We start from the raw sequence: 14045 nt of genomic DNA on the forward strand, positions 1-14045 counted from the left end.
AGAACAGGAGTGAATATGAACCGATTGACGATCCTTATGGCGGCGGCGGCGATGCCCGCGATGGCCAGCGCACAGGAGCCTGTCGCACCCGCCATCCAGGGCACGCGCCTCGACATCGTGGCGACCGGAGAGGTCAGCGCGACGCCCGATCTTGCGTCGATCGGTGCCGGCGTCGTGACACAGGCGCCGACGGCAGCGGCGGCGATGGCGGAGAATGCGCAGCGCATGGCGGCGACCGTCGCGGCGCTCAAGAAGGCCGGGGTCGCCGATCGCGATATTCAGACGAGCTCGATCGGCCTGCAGCCGCAGTATAAATATGCGGATAACCAGCCGCCGGTCATCACCGGCTATCAGGCATCGAACCAGCTGACGATCCGTTTCCGCGATGTGAAGCGCGCGGGGACGATCCTCGATGCGCTGGTCGCGGCGGGCGCCAACCAGATCAACGGGCCGAACCTGTCGGTCGACCATCCGGAGGCGCTGATCGATCAGGCACGGGTGAAGGCGATCGCGCAAGCGAAGGCGCGCGCGGAACTCTATGCCAAGGCGGCGGGCCTGGGCGTAAAGCGGATCGTGTCGATAAGCGAAGGCAGCTTCGAGCCGACCCCGCGTCCCATGCCGATGATGGCGATGCGCGCGGAAAAGGCTGCGGATACCTCTATCGAGCCCGGGCAACAGAGCCTGTCGATCAGCATTTCGGTGACCTTCGAACTGCAATAGGCCGGACTGCAATGGACAAGAAAAAGGGCCGTCGGATCGCTCCGGCGGCCCCTTTTTTGAGTGGTGACGTTTAAATCAGCGCACCGCGCCGCGGCGCACCAGATTGACGATCGCGAGCAGGACGACCGCGCCGAGGAAGGCGCTGATCCAGCCACCGATCCCGCCGCCACCCAGCGTGCGACCGAACAGTACGCCGCCGATGAAAGAACCGATGATGCCGACGACGACGTTCAGGATGATGCCCTGCTGCGCGTCGGTACGCATCACGATGCTTGCCAGCCAGCCGATGATGCCGCCGACGATCAGGAAAATAATCAAGTCCATGCTGTTCCTCCTGTATCTATACTTCGGGTTCGGCATGGCCGAAAAACCGATTGCGCTAGATACGCTTGGCGACAGGGCTGGTTCCTTTTCCCGCGCTTTCAGGCGGCTCGTTTCACCTCAATACTTCTGCTGGCGTTCGTAGAGCGACTTATAGTGCTGGATGCGGGTGACGCGCAGGCCGGGCATGCCCGACCGTTCGACGGCGCGCTGCCACGACGCGAATTCCTCGACGGTAAGGTCGTAGCGATCGCAAACCTCGTCGACGGTCAGCAGACCGCCCGATACCGCGGAGACGACTTCGGCCTTGCGGCGGACGACCCAACGGGTCGTGCCAGCGGCCGGCAGGCTGTCGAGGGTTAGCGGCTCGCCAAGCGGACCAATAACCTGAGCGGGACGGATTTTCTGGTTCTCGATCATTTACGCTACCTCTACACGGCCCGAGGACCAGGATGTGTTCCTCTTGGTCATTCCTACGGTTCCGCTCTCAACGAAGATTTGAACGGCACGGTAAACGGCCGGGTCACCTTCATTAGCCTTCGTTATCCACGATTGTTCCGGCGGCAGCCCGGTGGAAGCTGCCGTGCATGGCGGACGACGCGCTGCGCCATCCCTCCTCACCCAGGAACAATGCGATGGCGCTGTCGGTCGGATGGGGCGAACGCACGGATGCATCTGCCTCCATCGCACGCGCGGTGGGGGAGGCGGCTTGTGCCGCCGCCAACGCCGCCTTGAGCGTGTCGAAATCCAGACCGTTGGTGACCGGGGTCGCGGCGGCGGTGTCGAAAGCTCCGAACGTTTCCTTCATGCCACCACCTCCTTCCCGGTCTCAGCCAAGGTAACGGGTGGAGCGGGGGAATCTTTAGGGTGAAATCACGGATTCGCCGATCGTCTAAGCCGGTGCTAAAGGGCGCCGCATGTTTGGTGATTTTCAGTTCGAAAACATTGCGGAAAAGCGGATCGTCGTCGCCATGTCGGGGGGCGTCGACAGCTCGGTCGTGGCGGCGCTCGCGGCGAAAAGCGGTGCCGAGGTGATCGGCGTGACGCTCCAGCTTTACGATCATGGCGCGGCGGTGGGGCGCACGGGCAGTTGCTGCGCGGGGCAGGACATCCGTGATGCCCGCGCGGTCGCCGACCGGCTCGGCATCGCGCATTATGTCTTTGATTATGAAAGCCAGTTCCGGGATTCGGTGATTGCCGATTTCGCCGATGAATATGCGGCGGGTCGGACGCCAATCCCCTGCGTCCGCTGCAATCAGGGGGTGAAGTTCACCGATCTGTTCGGCATTGCGCGCGATCTCGGCGCCGATTGCCTCGCCACCGGCCATTATGTCCGCCGCGCGATTGGCAGCGACGGCCCGGAGCTTCACCGCGCGATCGATCCCGCGCGCGACCAGAGCTATTTCCTGTTCGCGACGACCGACGAGCAACTCGCCTTCCTGCGTTTCCCGCTGGGCGGGATGGAGAAGGCGGCCGTGCGCGCCACTGCAGCCGAATATGGCCTAGGAGTCGCGGCCAAGCCCGACAGCCAGGACATCTGTTTCGTGCCCGACGGCGACTATGCCAAGATCGTCCGTAAGCTCCGCCCTGAGGCGGCCGAACCCGGCGAGATCGTCGATCTGGAGGGGCAGGTGATCGGCCGCCACAAGGGGCTGATCCACTTCACCGTCGGCCAGCGTCGCGGGATCGAGATTGGCGGCAGCCCAGAGCCGCTCTACGTCGTCCGGCTCGATCCGGCCGAACGCCGTCTGATCGTCGGCCCGCGGCGTGCGCTCGCGGTTCGCGCGGCCATGCTCGACGACTGCAACTGGATCGGGCCGCGTGGTGACGGGCCGGTGACGGCCAAGGTCCGCTCGCTGGCCAAGCCCGTGCCCGCCCGGATCGAGGGCGGCACGGTGGTCTTCGATCAGCCCGAATATGGCGTGGCCCCCGGGCAGGCGGCGGTGCTCTATCGTGGCGACCGCGTGCTGGGCGGAGGCTGGATCCGCGAGACGGTCGCGGCCGAGGCGCTGGCCGCTTAAGCCTCGACTCGCGTCCGGCTGCCGCTCTCGAAGCCGGTCTCGGTCAGTTCCGCAATTGCATCCGCGACGGCGTCGGGGCTCTTGAGCGTCGACTGATCCTCGCCCGGGAAAGCCTGCTCGCGCATCTTCGTCGCGGTGGCACCCGGGTCGATGATGGCGACGCGGATCTTGCTGATGTTCGCCACTTCCTGACCATAGGCCAGCAGCATCGTGTCGAGTGCGGCCTTCGACGCTCCATAGGCGCCCCAATAGGGCCGTGCCTTGGCGCCGACCGACGAGGTGACGCCGAACACGCTCGCATTGTCCGAAGCGCGCAGAAGCGGATCGAAGGCGGCGATCAACTGCTGTTGCGCCATGACATTGAGCGTCAGGACGCGCGCGAACTCCTTCGCATCGATCGCGGCGACAGGCGCCAGCGTGCCGAGCATCGCGGCGTTGAGCACCATGACGTCGAGCCGCGCCCACCGCCCCGCAATCGCCTCGGCAAGCCGGGCGATGCTATCATTTTCGGCCAGATCGAGCGGAGCGATCGTTGCCGTGCCGCCGACGCGATGGATCGCGTCTTCGACGTCTTCCAGCCCGCCGGTCGTGCGCGCGGTGAGGATGACGTGCGCGCCCCGCTTGCCCAGCGCGATCGCGGTCGCGGCGCCGATGCCGCGCGATGCGCCTGTGACGAGCGCAAGCTTGCCGGAAAGCGTCTGGATCATGGTCGTTTCCGTATTCGAGAGAGGGTTCAGGCGACGACGCGCTCGCCATGGAGGGCCAATTGGTCGCTGGGCTCCAGTTCCTCCTGATCGGTCAGGTGGGTCGGATAGTCGCCGGTAAAGCAGGCGTCGCAGAAATTGGGCGCGCGATCGTCACGGCCAGCTTCGCCCAACGCTTTGTAGAGCCCGTCGATCGACAGGAACGACAGGCTGTCCGCGCCGATATAGGTCGCCATTTCCGCGACGTTCATCTGCGCGGCGAGCAGCTTGGCGCGCTCGGGCGTATCGACGCCGTAAAAGCAGCTGTGCCGGGTCGGCGGACTGGCAATGCGCAAATGGACTTCGCGTGCGCCCGCATCGCGGAGCATCTGCAGGATCTTCACACTGGTCGTACCGCGCACGATCGAATCGTCGATCAGCACGATCCGCTGGCCTTCGATCAGCGCACGATTGGCGTTGTGCTTCAGCTTGACGCCAAGGTGGCGGACCTGATCGCTCGGCTGAATGAAGGTGCGGCCGACATAATGCGACCGGATGATGCCGAGTTCGAAGGGAATGCCCGATTGCTGGGCATAGCCGATCGCTGCGGGGGTGCCGCTGTCGGGCACGGGCACGACCAGATCGGCCTCGACGCCATTTTCGATCGCGAGCTGCGCACCGATGCGCTTGCGAACCGAATAGACCGACGATCCATCGACGATCGAATCGGGCCGCGAGAAATAGACATGCTCGAATATGCACGGCCGCGCGCGCACATCGCCAAAGGGGCGGATCGAACGCAGGCCGTTTTCCGAAACGATCACCAGTTCGCCGGGTTCGACCTGGCGGATGAAGGTGCCGCCGATCACGTCGAGGGCGACGGTTTCGGACGCGAACACATAAGCGTCGCCAACGCGACCCAGAACGAGCGGACGAATTCCCAAGGGATCGCGGCAGGCGATCATGCCCTCCGGCGTCATGCAGACAAGCGCATAGGCGCCCTCGACCTGCTTGAGTGCATCGATGAAGCGATCGAGCAATGTGCGATATTTGGACATCGCGACGAGGTGGATGATCGTCTCGGTATCGCTGGTCGACTGGAAGATCGAGCCGAGGCGGACGAGATCGCGCTTGAGCTTCATTGCATTCGAGATGTTGCCATTATGCGCGATCGCAAAGCCACCCGACGACAATTCGGCGAACAGCGGCTGCACGTTGCGCAGCGCGGTCTCGCCCGTGGTCGAATAGCGGACATGACCGCAAGCGACATGGCCCGGCAGACCACGGATGACGTCGTCGCGGTCGAAATTACCGGCGACATGCCCCATCGCCCGATGGGTGTGGAAGGCACGGCCGTCCCAGCTGGTGATTCCCGCGGCCTCCTGACCGCGATGCTGGAGCGCGTGAAGCCCCAACGCGACCATGGCGGACGCGGTATCCGCGCCCCAAATGCCGAAGATGCCGCATTCTTCACGCAGCTTGTCGTCGTCGAACGGATGCGTCGTGAGCATCGCGAATCCTGCTGTGGCTGATGGCCGGGCATATAGGGAGAGGTATCGGCTTTGTCGCCCCCGCAGTGACCCACGATTGTCACTTTTCGACTTGAGGGCCATCCGCCTTTCCGCCAAGCGCCGCACCTATGGCCGACGATCGCGAACAGGGACGGGCGCTCCAGCCCAAATATGACGCCACAGGGCTGATCACGGCGGTCGTCACCGACCATGTGACCGGCGAGGTGCTGATGCTCGCGCATATGAACGCCGAGGCGCTCGATGCGACGATCAAAAGCGGGGAAGCGACCTTCTTCTCACGGTCACGCGGCAAGCTGTGGAAGAAGGGCGAGACCAGCGGCAACGTGATGCGCGTCGTCGAGATTCGGATCGACTGCGATCAGGATGCCGTCTGGCTACGCTGCGAACCGGCCGGTCCGGCATGCCACACAGGCGAGCGCAGCTGTTTTTATCGTACAATTGCGACGGCCCCGAATGGCGCCGTGACCCTCGATCGCAAATTATGAGCCACGCTTGACGATAACTCATTAAAAATCCCGGATTTGCGAGCGATTAGCAATTTCAGACACTTGGCTGGTCAAAAGCGCGATATTCGCAATCGATCGCACCCTTCGAGCGAGCAAAAATCCATCGCAAGCCAATGGCTTAACGATGATTTTTGTTTCGGTGCGCATTGGAACTGTGTCATTCTCAACACATGGGGAATGAACCTGCCCAGATTCGACTTCACAGTCGGCTCATCGACACTCTGTACACGGAGGCGATGCTGCTGGCGGATGAGGTGCGTGCTTATTTCGAGCGCGCATCGGCGGAGCGCGAAGCGCTCTTGCCGCTCGATAGGGTCGTGTTTTCGTGCGAGTCGCTCAAGGTCACGACGCGGCTGATGCACATCCTCTCCTGGCTCCTTTCGCAGCGCGCAGCGGAAATGGGTCAGGTCGACACTATCGAGGCGCGCTTGACGAAGAGGATCGGCGAGGCCGCCGACAGCGACCCCGCGACGCTCCACGCCCTTCCGGACGAGGCGATCGCGCTGATCGAGGCCAGCCGGGATCTTTATGCCAGGGTTGCACGGCTTGATGCCGCGGAAGAACCGGCCGAGCCGGCACCGAGCCCTGCGCTGCATCTTCTAAGCCGTCTGGAGCGCGCATTTTGAGACCGGAGGCACGGCGCAATCGTGCCTCCTACTGAACCGCGATCGGGGGGCGGCAATGACGAGGAAGCCCAGAGAGGGCGTTACGAGCATATCCGATCTGGCGCGCCTTGCCGGCGTGTCGGCATCGACCGTGTCGCGCGCGCTGGCCGGCAGCAGCATGATCAGCGAAGGCACGCGCGCGCGCGTCAAGGCGTTGGCGCGCGAACATGGTTTCCGGCTCAACCAGATGGCGCGCAATCTGCGTCTGCGGCGATCTCAGGCGATCGGCCTGGTGCTTCCGATGGGGCACGAGGTCGGTCAGCATCTGTCCGATCCCTTCTTCGGCATCATGCTCGGATATCTTGCCGAAGGCGTCACGGCGCGCGGATATGACTTGCTGCTGTCGCGCATAGTGCCGACCGAGGATGGCTGGCTTGACGGGCTGGCCAATTCGGGGCGGATCGACGGACTGATCGTGCTTGGCCAATCGGACCAGAGCGACGCGCTCGATCGGCTCGCGGCGGAATATCGACCGCTGATCGTCTGGGGCGAGCGGCAGGAAGGCCAACTCTACTGCTCGGTGGGCACGGATAACCGGATTGGCGGCATGATGGCGGCGCAGCATGTGCTGGCGCAGGGACGACGGCGGATATTGTTCGCCGGTTGCCTCGATGTCCCGGAAACGGCGGCCCGCTATGCCGGCTATATCGATGCGCATCGCGAAGCAGGCGTAGAGCCGTTCGGCAAGGTGGAAGCTTTGTTCGAACCTGCGCCCGCATTCGCGGCAATTGCCGAGCGGCTCAACCAGGGCGAATTGCCCGATGCGATCGTCGCGGCCTCGGACGTGATCGCGATCGAGGCGATCAAGGCGCTCAAGGCGCGCGGACTGAATGTGCCCGATGATGTGGCCGTAACCGGATTTGACGACGTTCCGGTCGCCGAACTCATGGCGCCGGCGCTTACGACCATCCGGCAGGATTTCCAGCGCGGTGCGGGGGAAATGGTCGATCGCCTCTTCCGCCGGCATGCGGGCGAGGACGTTGGATCGCTCGTGATGGCGCCGACACTGGTGAAGCGCGCTTCGGCCTAGGGGACTGCGGTCTGACAGTTATGATCGGCTGCAGACGTATCTGTGCGATATCAGGGGTTGCAGCGGAAGCCGCGTCGGGCGAAACCGGTGAATATGAGGGGGACGGCGGCGAGCATCAGCTTGGGCGCGATGGCGATGGCGGTGCCCTCGCTTGCGCAGACGCCGCCCGTGGAACCGCGTCAGTTGTCGAGTTCGCCGACGATCATCGTCACGGCGGTGCCGCGTGGGCTCAACCGGCTCGACGCCAGCATCTCGGTGAGCACGGTCAGCCCCGATGAGATATCGATCCTGTCGCCGCGATCGACCGCCGAGATTTTCCGCAACATCCCCGGCGTCCGCGCCGAAAGTTCGGGCGGGGAAGGGAATGCCAATATCGCGGTGCGCGGCCTGCCGCTCGCGACCGGCGGCGCGAAATATGTCCAACTGCAGGAGGATGGTCTTCCGGCGCTGCAGTTCGGCGACATCACCTTCGCCACGGCCGACAGCTTCATCCGTGCGGACCTGAACGTGCTGCGGATCGAGGCGGTGCGCGGCGGATCGGCCTCGACGCTCGTTTCGAATGCGCCGGGCGCGGTCATAAACATCCTGTCGAAAACCGGCGAGACCGCAGGCGGTGATATCCGCGCGGGTTTTGGCCTCGATTACGAGGAGTATCGCCTCGATTTCGATTATGGCGCGCCGATCGGCGATGACTGGCGCTTCCATGTCGGCGGATTCTATCGGCGCGGCGAGGGACCGCGAAAAGTCGGATATGACGGCAATCGCGGTGGCCAGATCAAAGGCAATGTCACCAAGTACTTTGCGAGCGGTTTCGTCCGGCTCTATTTCAAATATCTGGATGACCACGCGGTGTCCTATCTCCCCGCCCCGGCACGCGTGACGGGGAGCGATTCCGACCCGAGCTACCAGAGCCTGCCCGGCTTCTCGATCAACGGCGGCTCGCCCTATTCGCGCAACATCCGCACCGCGTTGACGCTCGATCGCGACAATCGTCCGGTGCGCGACGATGTTGCGGATGGCATGCGATCACTGGTCCGTCAGGTGGGAATGGAGATCCAGGTCCAGCCCGGCGATGGCTGGACACTGCGCGAACGCTTTCGCTACGCAAACACGTCCGGACGCTTCACGGGGCTGTTCCCAGCGGCAGTCGACAACGCCTCCACGATTGCGACGGCGCTCGGTGGGGCAGGGGCGAGCATCGCATACGCGACCGGATCGTTGGCTGGCACCACGATCGCAACGCCTGCCACGCTCAACGGCAACGGGCTTTTGTCGGAAAGCGCCATCTTCGACGTGCGGCTGCGCAATCTCGATGAGATCGTCAACGACATGCGCGCGATCCGCGACGCCAACGTCGGCGGCGGTAAACTGACTCTGACCGGGGGGCTCTATCTCGCACGCCAGTATATGAAGAGCGACTGGCGGTGGACGAGCCTCGTCTCCGACGTCCGCGGCGACGGGAATGCGGCGCTGATCGACATACGAAATGCCGCCGGACAGCGCGTCACCGAAGCCGGCGTCTATGGATATGGTGCGACCTATTTCGGCAATTGCTGTCGCCGCGACTATGATCTGCGATACGACATCGCTGCGCCCTTCGCCGCCATGAGCTTCCTTCGCGGCAAGTGGACGCTCGCCGGGAGCGTGCGGTGGGACAATGGCCGCACGCGGGGTAATTTGCGTGGGGTTGCGGCGACCGTTGGTTCGCTCGACGTCAATGGCGACGGGACGATTTCGCCGCCCGAGACGCGCACAACCTTGCTTCCGGCCGCGCGATCGCCTGTCCGCTACGATTATGACTATGTGTCGTGGTCGACGGGCCTCAACTATCGCCTCGACCGCGAGATGTCTTTCTTCGCGCGCTACAGCCGAGGCGGGCGCGCCAATGCCGACCGCATCCTGTTCGGCCCGGCGATCGATGCGGCCGGCGGCATCGCGGACAAGAGCGCGGCGGTCGATTTCGTGCGGCAGGCCGAAGCCGGCGTCAAATATCGCACCCGGCGGATGGAACTCTACGCCACCCTGTTCCACGCCAATACCGAGGAACAGAATTTCGAGGCGACGAGCCTGCGCTTCCTCGATCGCCGATACCGCGCGACGGGCGTCGAGCTGGAAGGCAGCTATTTCTCGCTGAACGGCCTCGGCCTCACCGCGAAGGGGACATGGACCGACGCGAAGATCAGCGCCGACGCGATCACCCCTGCCAATGAAGGCAATCGCCCCCGCCGTCAGGCCAAGTTCGTCTATCAGCTGACCCCGCAATATCGCCGGCAGCTGTTCACGATCGGCGCCAACATCGTCGGCACAGGCGACAGCTACGCGCAGGACAGCAATCAGCTGAAGCTACCTGGCTTCACCACGGTCAGCCTGTTCGCCGAAGTGCGTCCAATGCCGCGTGTGTCGGTATCGATCGGCGCGAACAACCTGTTCGATGTGAAGGGATTTACGGAAGCCGAAGAGGCATCGATCCCTGTGAACGGCATCGTTCGCACCCGATCGATCAACGGGCGCACGATTTCGGCGACGGTCGGCTATTCCTTCTGACGGCGATCCCAGGTCGCGACACGCCAGAGATACCAGACAACCATCACGCCCACGACCGCGAAGGTCACGATGTTGAGCCACTGCTCGGCCTGCGTAAAGGTATGTCGCAAGGTCCAGCCAAGCGTACCGAGCGTAGTCACCCAGCCCAACGTGCCGAGCATCGACCACAGGAAGAAGGCGCAGAAACGCATCCGCACCAGCCCCGCCGGAACCGATATCAGCGTACGGAAGGTCGGCATGATTCGGCCGAGGCCGACGAGCCAGCCACCATAGCGCCGAAACCAGCGTTCGCCGGTCTCGATCTCGCTCCAGTCGACCGTGAACCAGCGCCCGTGCCGCTCGACGACCGGGCGGAGGCGATCGAAGCCGAGCGCCCGCGCGACGAAATACCACATCGTGTTGCCGACCATTGCGCCTGCGGTGCCGACCACGATTGCAACGGGCAGCGACAGCCGCCCCGCCGCCGCCTCGTAACCCGCCAGCGACATGATCACTTCGGAAGGGATCGGCGGGAACACGGTTTCTGCGACCATCAGCAGGAAGATGCCGAAATAGCCGCCGTCGACGATCAACTGGCGAACCCAGTCGGCCATGATCAGCGCGCCTTGGCCTCGATGGCCTCCCAGATCAGCGCGGGCGTATCGGTGCCGTTGAAATTGTCGATCGCGACGATGCCGGTGGGGGAGGTGACGTTGATCTCGGTCAGGTGCCCCGCGATCACGTCAATGCCCACGAACAGGAGGCCACGTGCGGCAAGGTCCGGTCCAAGCGCCTCGCAAATCTCGACTTCGCGGGGCGTTAATTCGGTCGCATCGGCTTTGCCGCCCGCCGCCAGATTCGATCGAATCTCACCTTTCTTCGGTAAGCGGTTGATAGCGCCAGCAACTTTGCCGTCGACCAGCACGATCCTCTTGTCGCCCTTGGTCACGTCGGGAAGGAAGGCTTGAACCATGAACGGCTCGCGCCAGACCTGCCCGAACAGTTCGGTGAGGGCCGCTAGATTGGCGTCGTTGCGGCCGACATGGAACACGGCCGAGCCGGCATTGCCGTAAAGCGGCTTCACCACAACCTCGCCATGTTCCTCATGGAAGGCGCGCGCGTCTTCGAGCCGGCGGGTGATCATCGTCGGCGGCATGAAGCGCGCGTAATCGAGCACGAACAGCTTTTCAGGCGCGTTGCGGACCGAAGCCGGATCGTTGACCACCAGGGTCTTGTGCTGAATCCGCTCAAGCAGATGGGTCGCTGTGATATAAGCGAGGTCGAACGGCGGATCCTGCCGCATCAGCACGACGTCGATGTCGTCGGCGAGGTCGATGACCTCCCATTCGCCCAGCTCGAAATGATCGCCAAGGACGCGGGCCAGCCGCGTGATCCGTCGGGCCGGTGCGGTCAGGCGCCCGTCGCGATAGCAGAGATCCCCGGCCGCATAATGCCAGAGGCTGTGCCCGCGCGCGATTCCGGAGAGCATCACGGCGAAGGTCGAATCGCCCATGATGTTGATCGTCTCAAGCGGATCCATCTGGACCGCGACATTCAGGCTCATGGGGGCAGGCTCCGTTGTTTGGAGCCGCTTACCTAGGGTCGCGGTGGTGACTTGTCACCCATGCCAGACGTTGGGCAGATGGATCGGCAGCGACCACGGGCGCACGAGCATCACGTCGATGCGGATAGCATCGCGCGGGCCGGCATAGCGCGACGCGACGGCCTCTGCTGCGGCGATCACGCGGCGCAGGCGATATTCGTCAATCGATCGGAGCAGATTGCGCTCCGTGCCGCGCGTCTTGACCTCGACGAAGGCGACGGTTCCGCAACGGCGTGCGACCAGATCGATCTCGCCTCGATATGTTTTCACGCGCCGGCCCACGATCCGCCAGCCGCGCAACATCAGCCACAGCGAAGCTAGCGTTTCGCCCCAGCGGCCCCGCTTTTCGGCATGGTGACGGTCGCTCATTCCGGGTCCTTCATCGTCATGGCCAGGGCATAGAGGTCGCGACGGGGAAGGCCTGTGATCTTCGACACTTCGGCTGCGGCTTTCGTCGGAGGGAGGCGGGTGATCGCATCTCGTAGCAACGCCTCCGCTTCGGCTTCGGTTGCAGGCGCGGCCTCTCCGGGCGGGCCCACGATGATGACGATCTCGCCCTTGGGCGGATGATCGGCATAGCGCGCCGCAAGATCGGTCAGCGTTCCCGTCACGCATTCCTCATAGGCCTTGCTGATTTCCCGGGCGACGCCAGCCTCGCGATCGCCCAGCCCCTTGGCCAAAGCGCCCAGGGTCACGGCCAGTCTTGGGCCGGATTCGTAAAGAATCAGTGTGGCGCGGATGGCGGAAATCTCGGCAATCGCATCCGTCTTGGCCTTCTCCTTGGCGGGGAGGAAGCCGAGAAAGAAAAAGCGATCGGTGGGAAGACCGGCGAGGGTCAATGCCGCGATCGCAGCGCAGGGGCCAGGGATGGTGGTGACGATATGACCCGCCGCGCGCGCATCGCGGACCAGTTTGTACCCCGGATCGGAGATCAACGGCGTGCCCGCGTCGGACACCAAAGCGATGGCCTCACCTGCCATTCGGGCGATCAGGGCCGGGCGCACCTTGTCGGCATTGTGATCGTGATAGGGCGCCATTGGACGCTTCGTACCGATCCGCTGAAGCAGCTTGGCCGTCACACGGCTGTCTTCGACCGCTATCAGATCGGCACGGGCCAATATGTCGGCGGCACGCGGGGAAAGGTCGCCCAAGTTGCCGATCGGCGTGGCAACGATATACAGGCCCGGGGAGAGGGACGCATTCGGTTGCCGGTCGGCAACCGGATCGGGCTCAAAAGGATCGGTCATAGAATGAGTGTAATGGCAGAAGCTCCCCGTTGCGATCAACGATCGCGCCGCATGTTCGTCGCGGGGGCGACGTTGTTTACGATGCTGTTGGCAAGCTGCTCTGGAGTCGTCCCGCGTGGGGGGCGCCCAGCGCCGGCCGCACCCAAGCCGCAGGCCCAGTCCGAAATCGCGCCGCAGGATCAGCCGCGGCATCGTGTCGCCGTGCTCGTGCCGTTGAGCGGACCGAACGCCTCTGTCGGCCAGTCGATCGCCAATGCCGCGAGTATGGCGCTGATCGACACCAGCAATCGATCGATCCGCCTGACGACTTATGACACCGCGACCGGCGCCGCCGCCGCCGCCAAGCGTGCGCTGGCCGATGGCAACCGCCTGTTCCTGGGGCCGCTGCTGTCTCAAGACGTCGCTGCGGTTGCCGCGGAGGCACGGAACGCGTCAGTCCCGGTCGTCGCTTATTCGAACGATACGTCGGTCGTGGGCGATGGCGTCTATCTGATGGGCTTTTCGCCGAACCAGTCGGTCGATCGCGTCGTTCGCTATGCCAAGGGGCGCGGCATCACCAAGTTCGCGGCACTCGTGCCGGCCGGCGTCTATGGCCGCAACGCTTCGACCGCGATGATCCGCGCAGTGGAAAGCGCGGGCGGTTCGCTCGTCGCGATGAAAAGCTATGATCGCAGCCCCAAGTCGTTGGGTGTCGCGGTGGCGCAACTCGGCAAGGGCCAGCCTTATGATGCCGTTCTCGTCGCCGACAATGCCCGCATCGCGACCCAGGCCGTACCGCTCGTCCGTAAGGCCACCAGCCCACAGGCGCGCGTAATGGGGACCGAGCTTTGGCAGGCCGAATCGGGGCTGCTGACCTCGCCGATCCTTGCTGGCTCGTGGTTCGCCAGCGTCTCCGACAAGCGTTATCGCCAGCTTGCTGTCGGCTATAAGCGCCAGTTCGGACGTGCGCCGTTCCGCCTTGCAAGCCTGGGTTACGATTCGATGCTGCTGGTAATCAAGGCTACGGGCAGCTGGAAGGTGGGCGATCGCTTCCCGGCGAACATGCTGCGCGATCCCGACGGCTTCGTCGGCGTCGACGGCGCTTTCCGCTTCGGCCCGACCGGCATCGCCGAGCGCGCGCTCGAGGTCCAGGAACTCAGCCCGGCGGGCGTCAAGACGGTGTCCGAAGCGCCGGCCAGCTTCAAGCAGTAGGCA

The 14045-nt window shown here is 64.1% G+C and carries 16 protein-coding genes; 7 read left to right on the plus strand and 9 right to left on the minus strand.

Annotated features, from left to right (window positions below; genetic code table 11):
- The first annotated feature begins 15 nt into the window (after positions 1-15).
- On the plus strand, positions 16-720 hold the full coding sequence (locus tag FYJ91_RS00465; protein WP_149520328.1) for an SIMPL domain-containing protein: 705 nt from the start codon (positions 16-18) through the stop codon (positions 718-720).
- Positions 721-795: 75 nt separating this feature from the next.
- Here FYJ91_RS00465 and FYJ91_RS00470 read toward each other — a convergent pair whose 3' ends face one another.
- From FYJ91_RS00470 to FYJ91_RS00480, 3 genes are all read right to left on the minus strand, one after another.
- A complete protein-coding gene (locus FYJ91_RS00470) occupies positions 796-1044 on the minus strand; it encodes a GlsB/YeaQ/YmgE family stress response membrane protein (RefSeq protein WP_149520329.1) in 249 nt (82 codons plus the stop codon).
- Positions 1045-1161: 117 nt separating this feature from the next.
- Entirely contained in the window at positions 1162-1461 is a 300-nt protein-coding gene (gene sciP / locus FYJ91_RS00475) for a CtrA inhibitor SciP (RefSeq protein ID WP_149520330.1), read from the minus strand.
- Between the two features lie 112 nt (positions 1462-1573).
- A complete protein-coding gene (locus tag FYJ91_RS00480) occupies positions 1574-1849 on the minus strand; it encodes a hypothetical protein (protein ID WP_149520331.1) in 276 nt (91 codons plus the stop codon).
- A gap of 109 nt (positions 1850-1958) precedes the next feature.
- On the opposite strand from FYJ91_RS00480, the gene mnmA reads away from it, so the two are divergent.
- Positions 1959-3062, plus strand: a complete 1104-nt coding sequence (mnmA, locus tag FYJ91_RS00485; protein WP_149520332.1) for a tRNA 2-thiouridine(34) synthase MnmA — start codon at positions 1959-1961, stop codon at positions 3060-3062.
- On the opposite strand, the gene FYJ91_RS00490 is transcribed toward mnmA, so the two are convergent.
- On the minus strand, positions 3059-3769 hold the full coding sequence (locus FYJ91_RS00490) for an SDR family NAD(P)-dependent oxidoreductase (protein ID WP_149520333.1): 711 nt from the start codon (positions 3767-3769) through the stop codon (positions 3059-3061). The two genes, mnmA and FYJ91_RS00490, sit on opposite strands and share 4 nt — an antisense overlap.
- A 26-nt stretch (positions 3770-3795) precedes the next feature.
- Positions 3796-5256, minus strand: a complete 1461-nt coding sequence (gene purF, locus FYJ91_RS00495) for an amidophosphoribosyltransferase (protein WP_149520334.1) — start codon at positions 5254-5256, stop codon at positions 3796-3798.
- A 128-nt stretch (positions 5257-5384) separates the two neighbouring features.
- Here purF and hisI point away from each other — a divergent pair, with 128 nt between their 5' ends.
- From hisI to FYJ91_RS00515, 4 genes are all read left to right on the plus strand, one after another.
- Positions 5385-5762 (plus strand): phosphoribosyl-AMP cyclohydrolase, encoded by a 378-nt coding sequence (hisI, locus tag FYJ91_RS00500; RefSeq protein ID WP_149520335.1) that lies wholly within the window; start codon positions 5385-5387, stop codon positions 5760-5762.
- 191 nt (positions 5763-5953) lie between these two features.
- A complete protein-coding gene (locus FYJ91_RS00505; RefSeq protein ID WP_149520336.1) occupies positions 5954-6409 on the plus strand; it encodes a DUF1465 family protein in 456 nt (151 codons plus the stop codon).
- A gap of 55 nt (positions 6410-6464) precedes the next feature.
- Positions 6465-7478: a LacI family DNA-binding transcriptional regulator gene (locus FYJ91_RS00510; protein WP_149520337.1), complete on the plus strand. Its 1014-nt coding sequence runs from the start codon at positions 6465-6467 to the stop codon at positions 7476-7478.
- A 93-nt stretch (positions 7479-7571) separates the two neighbouring features.
- Positions 7572-10022, plus strand: coding sequence for a TonB-dependent siderophore receptor (locus FYJ91_RS00515; protein WP_149520338.1), 2451 nt, complete (start codon positions 7572-7574; stop codon positions 10020-10022).
- Here FYJ91_RS00515 and FYJ91_RS00520 read toward each other — a convergent pair.
- From FYJ91_RS00520 to rsmI, 4 genes are read right to left on the minus strand one after another with little or no spacing between them, the layout of a single operon-like run.
- Positions 10010-10615, minus strand: a complete 606-nt coding sequence (locus tag FYJ91_RS00520) for a DedA family protein (protein WP_149520339.1) — start codon at positions 10613-10615, stop codon at positions 10010-10012. The genes FYJ91_RS00515 and FYJ91_RS00520 overlap by 13 nt on opposite strands.
- Before the next feature lie 2 nt (positions 10616-10617).
- Positions 10618-11565 carry a glutathione synthase gene (gshB, locus tag FYJ91_RS00525; RefSeq protein ID WP_149520340.1) on the minus strand — a complete coding sequence of 316 codons (948 nt, stop codon included), beginning with the start codon at positions 11563-11565 and terminating at the stop codon, positions 10618-10620.
- 54 nt (positions 11566-11619) lie between these two features.
- The gene (locus tag FYJ91_RS00530; protein WP_149520341.1) at positions 11620-11973 is read right to left on the minus strand and encodes a YraN family protein; all 354 of its coding nucleotides are present in this window, start codon (positions 11971-11973) and stop codon (positions 11620-11622) included.
- Positions 11970-12851 carry a 16S rRNA (cytidine(1402)-2'-O)-methyltransferase gene (gene rsmI / locus FYJ91_RS00535; RefSeq protein WP_149520342.1) on the minus strand — a complete coding sequence of 294 codons (882 nt, stop codon included), beginning with the start codon at positions 12849-12851 and terminating at the stop codon, positions 11970-11972. The genes FYJ91_RS00530 and rsmI overlap by 4 nt, the downstream gene beginning before the upstream one ends.
- A gap of 12 nt (positions 12852-12863) precedes the next feature.
- On the opposite strand from rsmI, the gene FYJ91_RS00540 reads away from it, so the two are divergent.
- The gene (locus tag FYJ91_RS00540; RefSeq protein ID WP_149520343.1) at positions 12864-14042 is read left to right on the plus strand and encodes a penicillin-binding protein activator; all 1179 of its coding nucleotides are present in this window, start codon (positions 12864-12866) and stop codon (positions 14040-14042) included.
- The last annotated feature ends 3 nt before the right edge of the window (positions 14043-14045 follow it).

This window comes from Sphingomonas montanisoli, assembly GCF_008274695.1.
In the GTDB taxonomy this organism is placed as follows: domain Bacteria; phylum Pseudomonadota; class Alphaproteobacteria; order Sphingomonadales; family Sphingomonadaceae; genus Rhizorhabdus; species Rhizorhabdus montanisoli.

Excerpts from the sequence above, each read along its gene's own strand:
- FYJ91_RS00465 (WP_149520328.1), top strand. The coding sequence starts at position 16 with ATGAACCGATTGACGATCCTTATGGCGGCGGCGGCGATGCCCGCGATG.
- FYJ91_RS00470 (WP_149520329.1), bottom strand. The coding sequence starts at position 1,044 with ATGGACTTGATTATTTTCCTGATCGTCGGCGGCATCATCGGCTGGCTG.
- sciP (WP_149520330.1), bottom strand. The coding sequence starts at position 1,461 with ATGATCGAGAACCAGAAAATCCGTCCCGCTCAGGTTATTGGTCCGCTT.
- FYJ91_RS00480 (WP_149520331.1), bottom strand. The coding sequence starts at position 1,849 with ATGAAGGAAACGTTCGGAGCTTTCGACACCGCCGCCGCGACCCCGGTC.
- mnmA (WP_149520332.1), top strand. The coding sequence starts at position 1,959 with ATGTTTGGTGATTTTCAGTTCGAAAACATTGCGGAAAAGCGGATCGTC.
- FYJ91_RS00490 (WP_149520333.1), bottom strand. The coding sequence starts at position 3,769 with ATGATCCAGACGCTTTCCGGCAAGCTTGCGCTCGTCACAGGCGCATCG.
- purF (WP_149520334.1), bottom strand. The coding sequence starts at position 5,256 with ATGCTCACGACGCATCCGTTCGACGACGACAAGCTGCGTGAAGAATGC.
- hisI (WP_149520335.1), top strand. The coding sequence starts at position 5,385 with ATGGCCGACGATCGCGAACAGGGACGGGCGCTCCAGCCCAAATATGAC.
- FYJ91_RS00505 (WP_149520336.1), top strand. The coding sequence starts at position 5,954 with ATGGGGAATGAACCTGCCCAGATTCGACTTCACAGTCGGCTCATCGAC.
- FYJ91_RS00510 (WP_149520337.1), top strand. The coding sequence starts at position 6,465 with ATGACGAGGAAGCCCAGAGAGGGCGTTACGAGCATATCCGATCTGGCG.
- FYJ91_RS00515 (WP_149520338.1), top strand. The coding sequence starts at position 7,572 with ATGAGGGGGACGGCGGCGAGCATCAGCTTGGGCGCGATGGCGATGGCG.
- FYJ91_RS00520 (WP_149520339.1), bottom strand. The coding sequence starts at position 10,615 with ATGGCCGACTGGGTTCGCCAGTTGATCGTCGACGGCGGCTATTTCGGC.
- gshB (WP_149520340.1), bottom strand. The coding sequence starts at position 11,565 with ATGAGCCTGAATGTCGCGGTCCAGATGGATCCGCTTGAGACGATCAAC.
- FYJ91_RS00530 (WP_149520341.1), bottom strand. The coding sequence starts at position 11,973 with ATGAGCGACCGTCACCATGCCGAAAAGCGGGGCCGCTGGGGCGAAACG.
- rsmI (WP_149520342.1), bottom strand. The coding sequence starts at position 12,851 with ATGACCGATCCTTTTGAGCCCGATCCGGTTGCCGACCGGCAACCGAAT.
- FYJ91_RS00540 (WP_149520343.1), top strand. The coding sequence starts at position 12,864 with ATGGCAGAAGCTCCCCGTTGCGATCAACGATCGCGCCGCATGTTCGTC.